This is a genomic window from Synechococcus sp. N19 (assembly GCF_900474045.1).
GTDB lineage: Bacteria > Cyanobacteriota > Cyanobacteriia > PCC-6307 > Cyanobiaceae > Parasynechococcus.
Window position 1 is genome coordinate 174,172 of record NZ_UCNR01000011.1, and the last position, 15,726, is coordinate 189,897.

Annotated in this window: 15 protein-coding genes; 4 read left to right on the forward strand and 11 right to left on the reverse strand. The window is 48.5% G+C overall.

Translation table 11 applies throughout. The features are described from left to right. Positions 1-4: 4 nt before the first annotated feature. From mutS to DXY02_RS08200, 3 genes are read right to left on the reverse strand one after another with little or no spacing between them, the layout of a single operon-like run. Positions 5-2,716: a DNA mismatch repair protein MutS gene (mutS, locus tag DXY02_RS08190; protein WP_114988873.1), complete on the reverse strand. Its 2,712-nt coding sequence runs from the start codon at positions 2,714-2,716 to the stop codon at positions 5-7. A 52-nt stretch (positions 2,717-2,768) separates the two neighbouring features. Then, complete coding sequence (locus tag DXY02_RS08195) at positions 2,769-3,224, reverse strand: GNAT family N-acetyltransferase (RefSeq protein ID WP_011363118.1); 456 nt, start codon at positions 3,222-3,224, stop codon at positions 2,769-2,771. Positions 3,225-3,279: 55 nt separating this feature from the next. Further along, positions 3,280-4,170: a glycosyltransferase gene (locus DXY02_RS08200; RefSeq protein ID WP_114988874.1), complete on the reverse strand. Its 891-nt coding sequence runs from the start codon at positions 4,168-4,170 to the stop codon at positions 3,280-3,282. 52 nt (positions 4,171-4,222) lie between these two features. Between DXY02_RS08200 and uvrB the strand changes: the two genes are divergently transcribed. Then, the gene (gene uvrB / locus DXY02_RS08205; RefSeq protein ID WP_114988896.1) at positions 4,223-6,262 is read left to right on the forward strand and encodes an excinuclease ABC subunit UvrB; all 2,040 of its coding nucleotides are present in this window, start codon (positions 4,223-4,225) and stop codon (positions 6,260-6,262) included. Positions 6,263-6,509: 247 nt separating this feature from the next. Here uvrB and DXY02_RS12235 read toward each other — a convergent pair whose 3' ends face one another. From DXY02_RS12235 to DXY02_RS12245, 4 genes are all read right to left on the reverse strand, one after another. Then, positions 6,510-7,190 (reverse strand): HAD family hydrolase, encoded by a 681-nt coding sequence (locus DXY02_RS12235; RefSeq protein ID WP_137024473.1) that lies wholly within the window; start codon positions 7,188-7,190, stop codon positions 6,510-6,512. Then, a complete protein-coding gene (locus DXY02_RS08210; protein WP_114988875.1) occupies positions 7,174-7,920 on the reverse strand; it encodes a cytidylyltransferase domain-containing protein in 747 nt (248 codons plus the stop codon). The genes DXY02_RS12235 and DXY02_RS08210 overlap by 17 nt, the downstream gene beginning before the upstream one ends. Continuing rightward, on the reverse strand, positions 7,917-8,525 hold the full coding sequence (locus tag DXY02_RS12240; RefSeq protein WP_137024475.1) for a hypothetical protein: 609 nt from the start codon (positions 8,523-8,525) through the stop codon (positions 7,917-7,919). The genes DXY02_RS08210 and DXY02_RS12240 overlap by 4 nt, the downstream gene beginning before the upstream one ends. Before the next feature lie 139 nt (positions 8,526-8,664). Next, complete coding sequence (locus DXY02_RS12245; RefSeq protein WP_137024477.1) at positions 8,665-9,348, reverse strand: hypothetical protein; 684 nt, start codon at positions 9,346-9,348, stop codon at positions 8,665-8,667. A gap of 387 nt (positions 9,349-9,735) precedes the next feature. On the opposite strand from DXY02_RS12245, the gene DXY02_RS08215 reads away from it, so the two are divergent. Genes DXY02_RS08215 through DXY02_RS08225 form a run of 3 tightly spaced genes read left to right on the forward strand, consistent with a single transcriptional unit; the run spans position 9,736 to position 11,964 of the window. Beyond that, the gene (locus tag DXY02_RS08215; RefSeq protein ID WP_206749633.1) at positions 9,736-10,341 is read left to right on the forward strand and encodes a phytanoyl-CoA dioxygenase family protein; all 606 of its coding nucleotides are present in this window, start codon (positions 9,736-9,738) and stop codon (positions 10,339-10,341) included. Then, the gene (locus DXY02_RS12250) at positions 10,331-11,305 is read left to right on the forward strand and encodes a class I SAM-dependent methyltransferase (protein ID WP_137024479.1); all 975 of its coding nucleotides are present in this window, start codon (positions 10,331-10,333) and stop codon (positions 11,303-11,305) included. The genes DXY02_RS08215 and DXY02_RS12250 overlap by 11 nt, the downstream gene beginning before the upstream one ends. Then, positions 11,305-11,964 (forward strand): exonuclease domain-containing protein, encoded by a 660-nt coding sequence (locus DXY02_RS08225; RefSeq protein WP_114988878.1) that lies wholly within the window; start codon positions 11,305-11,307, stop codon positions 11,962-11,964. Before DXY02_RS12250 ends, DXY02_RS08225 begins: the two co-directional genes overlap by 1 nt. Here DXY02_RS08225 and DXY02_RS08230 read toward each other — a convergent pair. The 4 genes from DXY02_RS08230 to DXY02_RS12550 form a co-directional block, all read right to left on the reverse strand. Continuing rightward, positions 11,913-12,722, reverse strand: a complete 810-nt coding sequence (locus DXY02_RS08230; protein ID WP_114988879.1) for an SDR family oxidoreductase — start codon at positions 12,720-12,722, stop codon at positions 11,913-11,915. The genes DXY02_RS08225 and DXY02_RS08230 overlap by 52 nt on opposite strands. Next, entirely contained in the window at positions 12,719-13,483 is a 765-nt protein-coding gene (locus DXY02_RS08235; RefSeq protein ID WP_114988880.1) for an SDR family NAD(P)-dependent oxidoreductase, read from the reverse strand. Before DXY02_RS08235 ends, DXY02_RS08230 begins: the two co-directional genes overlap by 4 nt. Before the next feature lie 6 nt (positions 13,484-13,489). Next, a complete protein-coding gene (locus DXY02_RS08240; RefSeq protein WP_114988881.1) occupies positions 13,490-14,152 on the reverse strand; it encodes a bifunctional 2-polyprenyl-6-hydroxyphenol methylase/3-demethylubiquinol 3-O-methyltransferase UbiG in 663 nt (220 codons plus the stop codon). 15 nt (positions 14,153-14,167) lie between these two features. Next, a partial coding sequence (locus tag DXY02_RS12550; RefSeq protein ID WP_170951519.1) for a hypothetical protein occupies positions 14,168-15,726 on the reverse strand: 1,559 nt, incomplete at its 5' end.

Sequence of the window (15,726 nt, forward strand, 5' to 3'; positions counted from 1 at the left end):
GGCTTCAGGCCGCCAACTGATCCAACACCTGACGGGCCCGTTGCACCACGGGCTTGGGAACGCCGGCCAGGCGTGCCGCTTCGATGCCGTAGCTGCGGCTGGCGCCGCCGGCCTGCACCTGGTGGAGGAAAACTAGATCTTCACCGGTTTCCTCCACCAGCACCTGGAAGTTGGCCACGTTGTCGCGTTCGGCGGCCAGGTTGTTGAGCTCGTGATAATGGGTGGCGAACACCGTGCGGCTGCCCAGGTCGCCGGCCAGGTGCTCGCTCACGGCCCAGGCGATCGAGAGGCCATCGAAGGTGGCGGTGCCCCGCCCGATCTCATCGAGCAGCACCAGGGAACGATCGCTGGCGTGGTGAAGGATGTTGGCGGTTTCGGCCATCTCCACCATGAAGGTGGACTGGCCGGCGGCCAGATCATCCACTGCACCCACCCGGGTGAAGATCCGATCGGCAATGCCGATCGTGGCGGATCGGGCCGGCACCCAGCTGCCGATCTGAGCCATCAGCTGGATCAGGCCGATCTGGCGTAGATAGCAGCTTTTGCCACTGGCGTTGGGGCCCGTGAGCACCATCAGATCGGTGCCCTCCCCGAGCTGCACATCATTCGGGGTGAAGGCGGTTTCCACCAGCCGTTGCTCCACCACCGGATGGCGGCTGGCCTCCAGCTGCAGCCCCCGACCGTCGTTAATGGTGGGGGCGCAGTAGCCACCGCTGGCGGCCACATCGGCCAGGCCGGTGAGGGCATCGAGGGCAGCAACGGCGCGGGCCGCCTGGCGGATCGGGGCGGCCATGGCCCCCACCTGCTCGCGCAGCTGGCAGAACAGCTCGTATTCCCGCTGGCAAGCCCGGGCCCGCAGCTGGAAGATGCGGCCCTCCCGCTCCTTGAGATCCGGGGTGATGAAGCGTTCTTCGTTGGCCAGGGTCTGGCGCCGGATCCAGTGGTCCGGCACGGCGGTGGCCTTGGCTTTGCTCACCGCCAGGAAATAGCCGAAGGTGCGGTGGTGCTGCAGCTTCAGGGTGCTGATGCCACTGCGTTGGCGCTCCTGCTGCTCCTGGTGGCTGAGCCAGGCGTCCTGATCGTCCAGCTGGTTGCGCAGCCCATCCAGCAGCGGGTCGACGCCGTCATGGATCAGGTCGCCCTCGGAGAGGGAGAGTGGTGGGGCCTCCACCAGCTTGTGGCGAATCGTCCGGGCCAGCTCCGCCAGGGCTGGATCGGGACTGAGCAGCTGTTGCAGCCACTCCGGCCCTGTACTGATCGCAGAGTCCAGCCGAGCGGTGAGCTGGGGCAACCGTTCCAGGCCATCGGCGATGGCCACAAGATCGCGAGCACCGGCATGGCCCGCTCCGGCCCGGCCGGCCAGCCGCTCCAGGTCGCCCATCGGCCGCAGCAGCTGGCGGATCGCCAGCCGCAGGCTGCGTTCACCCACCAGGCTGCTCACCAGATCCTGGCGCTGCTGAATGGCCTGGCGGTTCATCAACGGTGCTTCCAGCCAGCGGCGCAGGCAACGGCCGCCCATGGCGGTGAGGGTGCGATCGATGGCCCAGAGCAATGACCCCTGCAACTGGTTGTCGCGCTGGGTGGCGGTGAGCTCGAGGTTGCGGCGGGTCTGGGCATCCAGTACCAGGGCATCGCTGCGGTGCACGATCGCCGGCACTTCCAGGGGGATGCGGCTGTCTTCCTCCAGGGGCTGGGTGTCCTGCAGGTAGCGCAGCAGGCCGCCGAGGGCCTGCAGGGCCAGGGGGTGCTCCGGCAGGCCGAGGCCATCGAGGCTGCTGAGGCCGTAGTGCTGCTGCAGGGTGCGCTCCGCCTCCACTGGGCTGAAGGGGGTGCTGGCCATCGGCGTGAGTCGCAACCGTTCCGGACACCAGGCCGGCCGCTCAGCATCGAGGGCGGCGGCCCAGAGCAGTTCGGAGGCCTCCTGCTGGGCCAGCTGCTGGTGCAGGGCGCTGCTGTCTTCCCGCTGCATCACCTGCACCTCGCCGGTGCTCACATCGGCGCTGGCCAGGCCCCAGCGCAGTGGTTGCTTGCCCTGGGCCGGCTCCACCACCACTGCCGCCAGCCAGTTGTTGCGGCGGGCGCTGAGCATGCCCTCCTCCAGCACCGTGCCTGGGGTCAGCACCCGGGTGATGTCCCGCTTGAGCAGGGCGCCCTTGGTGGGGGTGGTTTCGAGTTGATCGCAGAGGGCCACGCTGTAGCCCTGCTTGATCAGTTCGGCGCAGTAGCGCTCAGCTGCGTGGTGGGGGATGCCCGCCATCGGCACCCGCCCGATTGCCTTGCCGCCCTCCTTGCCGGTGAGGGTGAGCTCCAGCACCCGGGAGAGTTCGATGGCGTCTTCGAAGAAGCACTCGAAGAAGTCGCCCAGGCGGTAGAGCAGCACCCGCTCCGGATGGGCCGCTTTGAGCTCCACGTAGTGGCGCAGCATCGGCGTGAGCTGCAGCGGATCCAACTTGCTGTGGTGGGCCCAGGCCGGCTCGTCGCTGCTGGGCTCTGAATCGTTTGCAGCCTGGGCTTCGCTGCTGGTTTTGCGTCTAGGGGCCTGGCGTGTTCGGGGCCGGGCGACTGAATCAGCACCGAGCTCGTCGTCGCTCAAATCGTGACTGACTGCCTCCGGTCCGATGGCGGGCGCAGCAGCCGTTGGGGCCGCGGATTCAGGCGCTCCGAACAGATTGCCCTGCAGAGCGTCGTCAGGGGACTGGGACGCGGACCGGGGCATTGGCTGATCTGACGAATCCGGATCGTAACGGGCCTGACAGGATTGAAATGCCTCAGCGGCGCAGCACCATCAGCTGTTGGGGGTTTGCATCCTGGAACCCCAGTTGCCTGTAGAAGCCGGCACTCTTGGTGGTCATCAGGTACACACGCTCAACGCCCACCACCGGTGGGGTGTGGAGCAGTTCTTCGATCACCCGGCGGCCCAAGCCGTGACCCTGCAGATCACCGGCCACAACGATGTCCCAGAGCACAGCCCGGCTGAAGCCATCGGAAGTGGCCCGTCCGAAGCCCACCAGCCGCTTGCCACGCCACAGGCTCACCACGGCGTCGCTACCGGCGAGTAGGCGCCTCAGCTGGGAAAAGCTGCGGCCCCGGGCCCAGAAGGCATGGCGATCGAACAGCCGTTGCAGCTTGAGCAGGGCCCGGCTCGGCCGGAGATCCGGCCCAAGGCCCAGCCAGCGCAGGCCCGGAGCACCTGGGGCATGGTGAACCAGCCGGATCGGGGTCACGGGTCGGGTAGCCGCAGCACTTCATCTTGCTCCTCAAGGCCAGAGAAGCAATTGATCAAGGGGTGAGGGCTGCTTTCAGAAGAGCTCTGAGGTCCCAGTATGGAGGAGGTTCGACTGAAATGCTTTTGAGTTCATTGGGGTGCGCGAAAAGCCTCTGGACAAGGTTTTCCAGCTCCTCGATGGAGTTGGCCCAGAACAAATCGGGGCGGTGGGCTAGTGGGCTGTTGTCTCCCAGCAGGTTGCGATCACCAAAGATCACCTGGGGTACTCCAGCGGCCATCACTTCGAACAGGCGGTGATTGAGGTCCTGGTTCAAGGGCACATTCAGTACCAAGGCGTGTTGGGCGTAGAGCCGAGCTGCTTCATCGGCGTTTGCTGTGGTGGCGTGACGGAGTGGCACCTGTTGTCGCTTCAGTAGGCGCTCCACCAGTTGTCTGCGCCGGGGGTGATGGGGGCCAAGGCTCCCCACGTGGAGCAGTTCCAGACGTGGTCTTGGGCTTGGTGTCGCGGCTGGGTAGCGAAAGAAGGTTGGGGCCAGGCAACGCACGGGCATTGGCAAGCGTTGTTGCATGTTTTGCAGCAGCGCAGGATTGAACGTGAGCAGCACCGCATCGTGCGGTTCAGCAGCGCAGTACTGCTGCAGGGTGCCGACTGGATCGGGCCCGTGATGGAGATCGCCGCAGGCGAGCAGACGTGGTCCGGGCCATTGGCGGATGCCCCGCATCGGTGCAGCGCGCAGCAGAAATGGATCGGTGTACTGAATCAGCACCCCTTGGGCAGCCCAGCCCCGCTGCCTCAGCGCGTTGCGCAGCCCTGCTACCGACAGCTCCGTCAGCTGCAAACTCTCTGGCCCGTCACTGATCTGGGGCCCCACCTGGATCAGACCCTCTTGTTTCCAGAGTGGTTGATAGGCCCCGTAGTGAATCAGCAGGGTGCGGGTTCGCATGGCACTGGTCGTCACAGCGATAATTGCGCTTCGTCGTCTGGCCTCGCAACCCATGCCCGCCTACGACCTCACGGCGCCTTATTCGCCCAAGGGGGACCAGCCCACGGCGATTGAGCAGCTGGTAAAGGGGGTAAACAGCGGCGAGCGATATCAGACCCTTCTTGGGGCCACGGGGACGGGCAAGACTTTCACGATGGCCAACGTGATCGCCCAGACCGGCCGACCGGCTTTGGTGCTGGCTCACAACAAGACGTTGGCAGCCCAGCTGTGCAACGAGCTGAGGGAGTTCTTCCCCGAGAACGCGGTTGAGTACTTCATCTCGTACTACGACTACTACCAGCCTGAGGCTTACGTTCCGGTCAGCGACACCTACATCGCCAAGACAGCGTCGATCAATGAAGAGATTGACATGCTGCGTCACTCGGCGACGCGGTCGCTGTTCGAACGGCGCGACGTGATCGTGGTGGCCTCAATCAGCTGCATCTACGGCTTGGGGATTCCAAGCGAATACCTCAAAGCGGCGGTGAAGTTTGAGGTGGGTGAGACCCTCAACATCCGCGGCCAGCTGCGGGAGCTGGTGAATAACCAGTACAGCCGAAACGACACCGAGATCGCTCGCGGCCGTTTTCGGATGAAGGGTGATGTGTTGGAGATCGGACCCGCTTACGAGGACCGTTTGGTGCGGATCGAGCTGTTCGGCGATGAGGTCGAGGCGATTCGCTATGTGGATCCCACGACCGGCGAGATTCTCCAGAGCCTGGAGGCTGTGAACATCTATCCCGCCAAGCACTTTGTGACGCCCAAAGACCGGCTGGATTCCGCCATCAGCGCCATCCGCTCAGAGCTACGTGAGCGACTGGATGTGCTCAACGGAGAAGGCAAGTTGTTGGAGGCTCAGCGCCTGGAGCAGCGCACCAAATATGACCTGGAGATGTTGGGCCAGGTGGGTTACTGCAATGGGGTGGAGAACTACGCCCGTCATCTGGCCGGCCGCGAAGAGGGCACACCGCCGGAGTGCCTGATTGATTACTTCCCCGATGACTGGCTATTAATAGTCGACGAGAGTCATGTCACCTGCTCACAGTTGCAGGCGATGTACAACGGCGATCAGGCCCGCAAGAAAGTGCTGATTGAGCATGGTTTCCGCTTGCCCAGTGCTGCTGACAACCGGCCGCTGAAGGGGGCCGAGTTCTGGGAGAAGGCTCGCCAGACGGTGTTCGTTTCAGCTACCCCGGGCGATTGGGAAATGGAAGTAAGCGGCGGCGAGGTGGCCGAACAGGTGATTCGTCCAACGGGTGTGTTGGATCCAGTGGTGGAGGTGCGGCCCACCACCGGCCAAGTGGACGATCTGCTGGGGGAGATCCGTGATCGGGCGGTCAAAAACCAGAGGGTGCTGGTCACTACGTTGACCAAGCGGATGGCAGAAGACCTCAGCGATTACCTGGCCGAGAACGAGGTCCGGGTGCGCTACCTCCACTCAGAGATCCATTCGATTGAGCGGATCGAAATCATCCAGGACCTTCGTCTAGGCGAATATGACGTGCTGGTGGGGGTGAACCTGCTGCGGGAGGGCCTGGACCTGCCGGAGGTGAGCTTGGTGGCCATCCTCGACGCCGACAAGGAAGGTTTCCTGAGAGCTGAGCGTTCGTTGATCCAGACAATCGGCCGGGCGGCCAGGCACGTGGAGGGAGTGGCTCTGCTTTATGCCGACAACATGACCGATTCGATGGCCAAGGCCATCTCCGAAACCGAACGGCGCAGGGCGATCCAGCAGGCCTACAACGAGAAGCATGGTGTTGTGCCGACTGCTGCTGGTAAGAAGGCGAGTAACTCGATTCTGAGTTTTTTGGAGCTCTCTCGCAAGCTCAAACAGGATGGGCCCGATGCCGATTTGGTGGAGGTGGTCGGCAGGGCAACCCAGGCTCTAGAAAACGATCCTGATGCGGGCCTGGCTCTGGAAGCGCTGCCGGAATTAATTGATCAGCTCGAAGCCAAGATGAAGGAGGCGGCTAAGAAGCTTGATTTCGAAGAGGCGGCGAACCTGCGTGACCGCATTAAGCAGCTTCGTCAGAAACTCGTAGGCAACAGCTGATTAAAAAAATAATCCTAATGTCCTCAACCATCTGAATATAAGCTTGTTTGCATGACAAGCAATTAACCAGCTGGAGAAATAAAACCAATGCCGTGGAAATGAGGCTGACTATTGCGGTCAAATTGAGTGCAATCTATAACAATTATGCATTAGTCGTTTTAGCATTTAAAGGAATATTATAATTCGAATTTCTAATAATTAATTTACACGTAATCAATGAATTCAAAATGAGAGAGCATAATGATATTCAGTCCACAAAATAGGAATATATATTATCCGAATATGAAATACCATTAATTGAAACCCATGGCTCCCAGTCAGGAACGTCAGTCCACTTTGTTGAAAAGAGAAATGGTATTTTTGAATTTAATGCACAGGAGTAGTCGAGTTTACTGTCCCCGATGAATACAGGGAAAGAGGATGATTTAATAATATTAATTTTTGACCGAAAAATGTCTTCTTTGTTCTGAGGTCCTCCAAATATACCTGAGTGAAATAAAGAAGATAAGCTACGAGCAGAAAGAACAGATCTGAGCTCTGTTTGATCGCTGCCGGATATCATCATGCATATATCAGGTCGACATTTATGAATTAGTTTAATGGCATCATTATTTACTTTTGCTTCAAGCATTGACTGATAAGATAGCGATGAAAATTCCAGCAATAGTTTTTTTTGTAAAGCATGAAAAGGCTCTGAAGTGGTAATTTTGTATTTGGAGAAAAGTGTTGTGAGAAGGTAGTTGATTTTGGTGACTCGAGAAACACCACCATTTTCCGAATGGAAATCGCATAGTTCAGTCGCAATGTCTTTGCCGTACGGTAAGGCTATCTGAAAAAATATCTGAGATTTAGCATTGTTGGTGTCTAAGAGTACACCGTCACAGTCAAATATCAGTGCAGTAGGAAGCAGTTTACTTGGGGAGTTCAAAGTTCTTTGGAGTTTCGCGAAGTAATTGCCAATATTTATGGTAGTTATAGTCAAAAGGTCCGTTTATGTCGCGACCGGTTATCCAAGGACGAATTATTGGTAAAACTTTATCCCCCAGCCAGTTCCATGTTGCAGGACCAGAACTTGATAGAAGGTTTGTCGCTCGGAAAGCCCATACTCCTTGGTCATAAAAGTAAGCAGGAACATATGAAGAGCGGTCAGTTGTCGCACCATGTTGTCTAATCACGGAAGAGTGCCCTTCAAGGAGACCTTGATCATTTATCATCATTGCCCGTTGAGGGTGGTCGTCAGCAGCCTGCCAGACGGAACAGACACCAGTGGCATCATCATTGTCAATTAAAAGATTTACAGACCTATTAATAAGCTCCTGATCAATCATGACAGTATTACCGAGAAGTACAACGAAAATATCAATATGAGTTAAGTTCAATATTTCATTAGCAGCATGACGAATCACATCTCCATGATCCGTTGTGTCTCCAGATAAGTGATATGGTCGATTAATTACTTTGGCTCCATATTGCTTGGCTATAGAGGCAATATCAGGGCAATCCGTATCAACAAATGTATGATCAATCGTTGCTGATGATTTTGCTGCATTTATAGGGTATGAAAGCAAGGGTTTCTCGTTGATAAGGATGATATTTTTTTTGTATATAGATTTTGATCCTCCACGTGCTGTGATAATTGCGGCAACTGTGAAGGTCATGAATGATTAAAATCAAATGTATTGTTTGAAGTAGAAGCCTTCGATATTGGTGGGCAATTAAAACCGGAAGAATGAATAAGTTGATAAGTTAAAAGCAGGGTCAAAACCTCAGCGCTATGGTACTCATCTAAATTGAGTGTGCATGTATTAAAGTTGATGGTTTCCTCGCTCTTTAATGGAGCAGCTGTAATAAGCCAGGCACGACATCCAATTGATGCAGAGTAATTAAGCGCACGTACAACATTTTCTGAAATACCGCTGCTACTAATCCCGATGCAAAGTGACTCCTCGAGTACATCAGAGTTCAAACCCCGTGCAGAGATTTCAACCCATTTACGCAACCATTCATCATGACCTTTTTCATTGATTAAAGAGCTTGCTAGAATTCCACTTCCAGGACAAATGCCAAGTTTATTTGTTAGCCGGGAAATATCAATGGCTGCATGGTCGGCTACTGCAAGGTTACCACCATTGCCGAAAAGTGAGACGCGCTTAGAACAACTGAAGTCTTCCTCAAGTTTGCGCCATGATGGCTGAGAGGTGATAGTAAAAACGCTTTGGCTTAGATCGGGTAGAGGAAGCAGTTGAGGGTTTCTAGTGGACATTAGTCGTTTGGCGCTTTTCTTTATTATAGATGTCTTTGGCTCTCGAAAGCGGGCATATAAAGTGATTTGGTAAATGGTAAGGACAGAAATATAAACTGGTTATGATATGAGATTAATGAAATTGCCTAGAAGTGTATATCTATGCAGCAGAATAGAGATAATCTAGGGGCGCATGGGGAAATACTTTGCATAGCGAGTTGGGAGTACAATTAAAAATTTGGCGGCGACTATATTTAAAAACCTCATTTGCGTAATTGAAATAAGGGTCGCGCTCTGACATTGGCTTTGTTTTTTCAACAGCATCACTGTCGAGAATAGAATTAGAAAAGTAGTTAGATACAAAGTGTTTGGATGAATCAGGATGATTAGGCATGCCTAAAGTATGATCCATGCCAATTATACAAATTTCCTGAAAACCTAAGTAGTGGAGTATTTGAAAAGCTATGTAGGGCGCTCCAGCCAGTCCCGAAACGAACAAGTTGGGATCAAAAGAGAATAGATTTCGTTCTTGCAATTGACAATCTGAATTAAATGTAGTGACTCTGCAGGATACCTTTAAATCATCATCACAAGTATGCTCACGGAGATACTTCCAGCAAGAAAGCTTGTGAATGACATCTCGTGAATCTTGAAATATAAGCCTGTCAGCAGCAATATAAAAGTCTATTGAAATGGACAATTGATCTAGAAATCGAACAATATTATTGAGACCAACCAGAAAAAATCGGTTTCGGTCAAGACGTGAGAGTTCAACTTTTGCTAAAGAGGGACCATTGCAAAGGAGAATTGCTTTCTCTGCTAAGAATGAATCCTTTTTAAACACAACCTTGATGTCAGACTATTGGTATTATACCTCTGTATCGAGGTGACAATGGAAAGGACAAGGATCTTGCAGTTCGGCTCAGAGCTTGCAGAAAGAGGTTTATTGGTAATTCCATCAGTTCATAAGGTGTACAGTTGTTTGTGTAGCCATAGGGATCAATTAAGTAATGTACTTCTTAGAAGAGCATGGATCGATTCAAATAAGGCAATTTCACAGGCTTTCCAAGCTAGTCTACCAAATAAATATTTAGAGACAACAAAATCTAATTACTACGAGTCCAGATTGCTTAGTGATTGTGGATACCTAGAGCTCAAGAATTACATCAGCGATCAAGATCTTAGTTATTACTTACATGAGACCAGTACATTGAGACTTTCCGGCGAGTCCTTGGGACAAGAACTTGATGGGGAACAATTAACACGTAATGAGGTTACAGGCCATGGCAAGTTTCTACGGTATTATTTTAAGTCCTGCGAAGTAGAAAAGACGGCTCTAATAAACAAATTAAAAAATGACTCTCATATTAAAGACTTAGTTTATACTTATCTTGGAACATCCAATATAGAAGTTTCAGTAGAATCTTGGATATCATATGGAAAAGATTCACCTGATTTTCGAGAACTTTCTGAAGCTGCTCAGTTATTTCATTTTGATTATGACAGCTTTAATTTCTTGAAGCTATTCGTTTTTGTTAGTGACGTGGATGATCAGAATGGGCCTCATCAATACTTCATCGAGTCCCATAAGAAATTTCCTTTTGTAAATGAAGAGCTCTCAAGTATTCCAACATACTTCAGGATTGAAGATGATCATCTTGAAAAAATGTACGGAAGTGACAAGATGAAGACGTTTGAATTGTCGGCTGGAAGTATTTTATTGGAGGATACATCTGGTTTCCATAGAGGCTTGCCACTGCAGACAGGCAAAACCCGTGAAGTCATTGTGTTAACATACAAAGATGTGGATTTCAGTAGGCTGAGAAATGAAAACTGATTATGAGCTTGTTCAGCAGGTTGTTAACATTCAAAAGCTTTTTGGGGTCCATTTTTTCCCGCCAAGTAGTATTTATCTTTCAAAAGTTGTTACATCAGTCTTAGCGAAGAAATCAAATGATCTAAAAGGGATTACGCACGGATCGCGTAACGGGGCTGAAACTATGCTATTTGCAAGATTTACTGGTGGAAGAGTTTATGGAACAGATATTTCAGATACTGCTGATTATTTTTCAGATCTTGTGAAGATTGATTTTCATGATGAATCCCCAATTATAAGTAGTAGTCCAACGGACTTTGTATTTAGTAACTCATGGGATCATAGTAACGATCCACCGAGGATGTTTAGCCGTTGGCTGAGAGATTTAACATCTCAAACGGGTTTGCTGATTTTGGAACAACATTCAGGAAGTGGTCACAAGGCTACGGTCTCTGATCCTTATACTGCATCTCAAGATGAACTTGTAGAGACAGTAAATCGGGTCATAAAAAATATTCCCAGTCAAGTAGAATATATTGGTTCCTTAAGGTTGGATGCAATACCTAGCTGTGTCCTTGAGAGTTCTAAAGATGGTGTGGTAACTGGAACCGCATCTTGCCTCTCAAAATCAGATAATGGCTTCAACTACTTAGTAGACTTCCAGGGAAGGTTGAGGCCCTTATATCATCACTTATTCTATAAATATAAAGACGAAAGTGATCTTGATCGAGCTAAGTGCATAATAAATAGTATTCAGCTTATGCTCAGTAGTCGTGAGCATGGAATGGCTGAAGCTTTATTTATGATTGATCCGTCAACGGGTATGCCTATCAATTATGAACTAGAGGTGGTTAAGCCTCTTATTGGAAGAATACTAATGGCTCAAGAAATTCAAAAAAGGTTTTATCCAGAGATTAGTTTTAATACTGGTGCTACAGATGATGAGGTTTTACAGGTTGTTGAGAGACTAAAGGAAAGAATGTGATGATCGATAGACTGATAATTCTGGATTTAGAATATACTGCTTGGCAAGGATCCTTGGAAAGGCGCTGGAGTGGTTTAGGGGAGCATAGGGAAGTCGTTCAGATATCTTGCCTTTCATTTAGTAGTTTAAAATATATTCATGACGTCCATATATTTAGTAGACTTGTTAAGCCGAAGATCAACCCTGTTCTAAGTCATTATTTTACGGATTTAACTGGCATTACTCAGGATACTATTGACAGCCATGGCCTTGAATATACTACGGCTTACAAGGACTTAAAGCGAATTATGTCCAATGGAATCTATTGTTCTTGGGGTGAGGATGTTGAGGTTTTGAATGAGAATCATAGGTTATATAAAATGAGTGTTCTGCCGTCCGACGAATTGAATAGTTTTGATGTCAGATCAGTGTTCAGTAGTTTCGATATCGACATAACCAATTTCACGTCTGGTACCATTTATAATGCTTTTGGTGATTCAGGATTTGAGTTGTTACCTGGCAAAGTCCATAATGCTACTTCTGATGTCTGGTCAATATATTTAGGGCTCAGGAAGTTAATTGAAAAGCATGGATATAAGCAAGTTCAATCAGTGATCGAAGAATGCTGTTACCAAGCAGTTCTTCCTCCATCTGCAGATATTATTGACCCATTAATATAGGAAGAAGCATCTGAAAGCAGAAATATAATTAATCCATGATATTCGTCGATAGAGGCCATACGCCCTAAAGGGATTAGTTTTGATAAACGATCAATAAATTGTGGATCTTGTCCGTTGTCAACTCCACCTGGGCAAATAGCGTTACATCTTACTCCAAGATGAGCCCAATAAGTTGCCATGTATTTTGTAAATCCAATTATCCCGCTTTTGGTCACTGAATATCCAACAGGCTTAACTTGATCAAAGGTGTTCGGGCTATCATTATAAATACTGTGATTCGGAGCAATAATTCCAAGGTCTGAGGATATATTAAGGATTACACCTTTTGTTTGTATAAGAAGAGGTGCACAGTGCTTCAGCATAAGTAGCGTACCCGTTAGTGAGACGGAAAGCTCTTTATTCCAGGTATCGATGCAATATTCTTCTATTTTACCTGAGTTGGAAATGGTGCCTGAGGACCCAACAGTTGGGTTTAGGGCTGCATTATTGACCAAGCCATGTAGGGGCTTTTCTTTGAGAAAATTTGAAAGTTTGATAACATCGTCCTCGCTTGTGATGTCGAGCTTGTAAATCTCTGGATAGATGCCAGTCTGTGAATGGATCGAATTCGTAATTTCAGCTTTTTTGCTTATATCAACATCTACTAGAATTGGAATCCCTCCGAATTTTGCAATAGCTACGGCATGCTGTATTCCCAGGAGACCGCACCCGCCCGTTATTAAAAAGCGTCTATTAGTCAGTTCGAATAAGTTACTCATTGTGGATACCTGTTTAATTGACCACCATCAACTGTGAGGTTTGCGCCTGTAGTGAAGGTAGATTTGTCCGAGTTCAAGAATAGGACTGCCTCCGCTATCTCACTGGCTGCTGCTAATCGTTTCATGGGCACATTAGATGCAATGTAATCATGGGTACGTTTAGGATCAGATTTGATTTTACGGTCCCAGACACCCTCCTTAGTAAAGACATTGCCAGGGCTGACCATATTTATCCGATTAGTTGGTGAAAGGATCGCAGACATATGGGTAACTAGCGCAGTTAATGCAGCTTTCGCAATGCTATATCCGCAAGGTGCGCCGATACGTTCAGAGCCAGCAATAGAACCTAGAATACATATAGCAGCATTTTCACAAAGGAAGGGTCTAATCGTGTAGATGAGTGAATAATTAGCAGTCAAATTGTTAGACAAATAGTTTTCGAATATGCTGGGTTTAGTGAGCGTATAGGGCTCTTCCCCTCCAAGGTTGCTAACTCCGATACAGGACACGGCTGCATTTAGGGTAATATTTTTTTTACGCAAACTATCAACGAGTATCACATTTTCCTTGTCTATTGAGTGATCGCAACATATCGAGTCTATTTTTATATTTGGAAATGAGCTTGATAAGTTATTGCAGAAATCCCTAAGCTTCTGCTGGTTCCTGCCTGTTACAACAAGATTTGCCCCAAGTTTGGCATATGTATAAGCAATCTCTGCTCCAATACCAGATGAGCCACCTGCAATTAGTGTCCAAGACATGAGGTTCTAGGGTTTTTGGGCAAATGCAAGAAGTTGACGTTCCTTAGACCAGCGTAAGAGCTTATATCTAGATCTGTGTGGAATGAAGGGTGCAAGACAAATGGGTATAATTGAAAAGATCGGATTTTTCCAAATAAAAGGAAGCTGGAGAAAGTGATTAACGTCTATTTTACTAAATTTGGTCATCTGAAGTAGATATTTCAGGGAAATTTTTGTAAACGGGGTTACATGGGTATGATCGTCGTAGAAAATTTGGTAATTCGCTTCCCAATCTGGTGTCATCACAATTAATGCCCCTTTAGAACGCAATATTCTATGCACTTGTTGCAGCACTTCTTCGGGATCTCTAAGATGTTCGATCAGTGATTTCATAAATACGATATCACACGATGTGTTTGGTAGTTCTTTTAGTGCAGTATGTAAGTCAGAAATAATTTTCGGAATATGTGGATATTCCGAAAGACAGTTTTGGTCTTGATCAATGCCTATCACGTCAAATCCTTGAATAGCAAACTCATTAAGAAATTCTCCTCTGCCTGCACCAATTTCTATTAATCGTGAGCCAGTTGTAAGATTATATCGCTCTATTAGATGTTTTACATATTTTTTGGGATATGATGTCTTTGGACGTTCTTTAGAAGAGTAGACAGTTTTGAGATACGAAGTCATTACGTGTTCCGTAAATTAGATAACAAATAAGCCAGATTGAGCAGATGATAGAGACTTCAATAAGGAAGCCAAAACATCACATGATTCACCTTTGTGTGGGGACAATGCTTCAGAAAAGCGATTGTGTATACGTGCACTTGAAAGACTCAGCGATGATCTGAAGTAGAATGCATACACTATAGACTCAATCTTCCGCCAAATCAGGCGATCATCAGGAAGTCTGTATGCACAATTCAGTAAGTCTTCAATTGTTTTTAGATCACCGAGAACAACTGATTGATTTGCAAAAATTGTACTATATGGACTTGTCCTCAAATGCACTAGTCGGTATCCCATAAGTGATAAGTCTAGATTAAGCGTAGATTGAGGTGCTAATGCAATAGATCTCTCAGTTAACAGTTGTTTGGCTGATATTGTGATTTTAGGGCCAACAAACTTAATTCTGTTATTGGTTTTAGCTATATTTGATATTTTGTTAGTGAAATCTATTGCTGGTGTGTGACGCCCGATGGTTGAAAGATTTGGATGACAGCGAATAACAAGCTCAGCTGAATAATTTTGCGGACCTTGAAAAACTGATGCTAAATGCTTGATTTCTTCAAGCTGTCGTTCAAAAGTAGCGTCAATTGAATATGATGAAATTTCATCAGAGCATGATGTAAAGTACACAAAACGAATCTTAGAAAGATTTTGTTGGTCAATTTTATTTGAGTCAGTTCCACTGTATATAAATCCATTGTCAGATTTGCCTGTGACTCGTCGAGATATAAACGCATATAAATCAAGACGCTGGGATAACTCTAGCGGTTTAATTGCCGGGAACTTATCAGGATTATTGAACCACTTGCTTAAGGACGGGAACGGATTGCCAGGGTCTTCATTTATCGAGACTGTAAATGTCCCCTCTTGATAGCCTCTCTCATGTATTACGCAGGATATTCGCTTATTATGTTCTAATGAATCTTTTATGCCGGAAAAAGGATTAAACCTACCATTAAACATAACAATAGTCCTTAGATCTGTGATTTGATTTGATATTGCTTCGCCCAATAAGAATCCATAAAGGTAAAATTTAAGTGCATTTGTAAATGCTTTATTTGCTTTCTCTATGCCTAGTTGGCGTTCGGCTTCCTCGATGGTCGAAGCTCGAATACGGGTAAACAGGCTGCTCAGTATTGATCTATCCAGTAACTCAGACTGCTTTTCGTTTTTAGAAGAAAAAAGCGATAAGTTGTGTCTTGAAGCCCAATCAACCCTGTCAATAGATTCATTAATGTTTTTCAGACAAGGCAATGTCAGTACTTCCTCGGGTAGTACTATAAATTCCTTGAATTCATCAAAAAAGTCTATTCTACTCTTTTTGCACATATTACAAACCTTATTTGCTGACATTGTTGCAGAGGTCGCATTTTTTACATGATCAAAAATCTCGCAGTCTTGGTAGGCTTCTGTTGAGTTTGCAGAAAGATCACACAAAATAATTGAGAATGTAATCTTTTTTAAAGCCAACTCTCTTAGGTAGGCAATTTCAAATTGACTATGGACTGGGAAGTGTAAACCCGTGAAGATTAGTG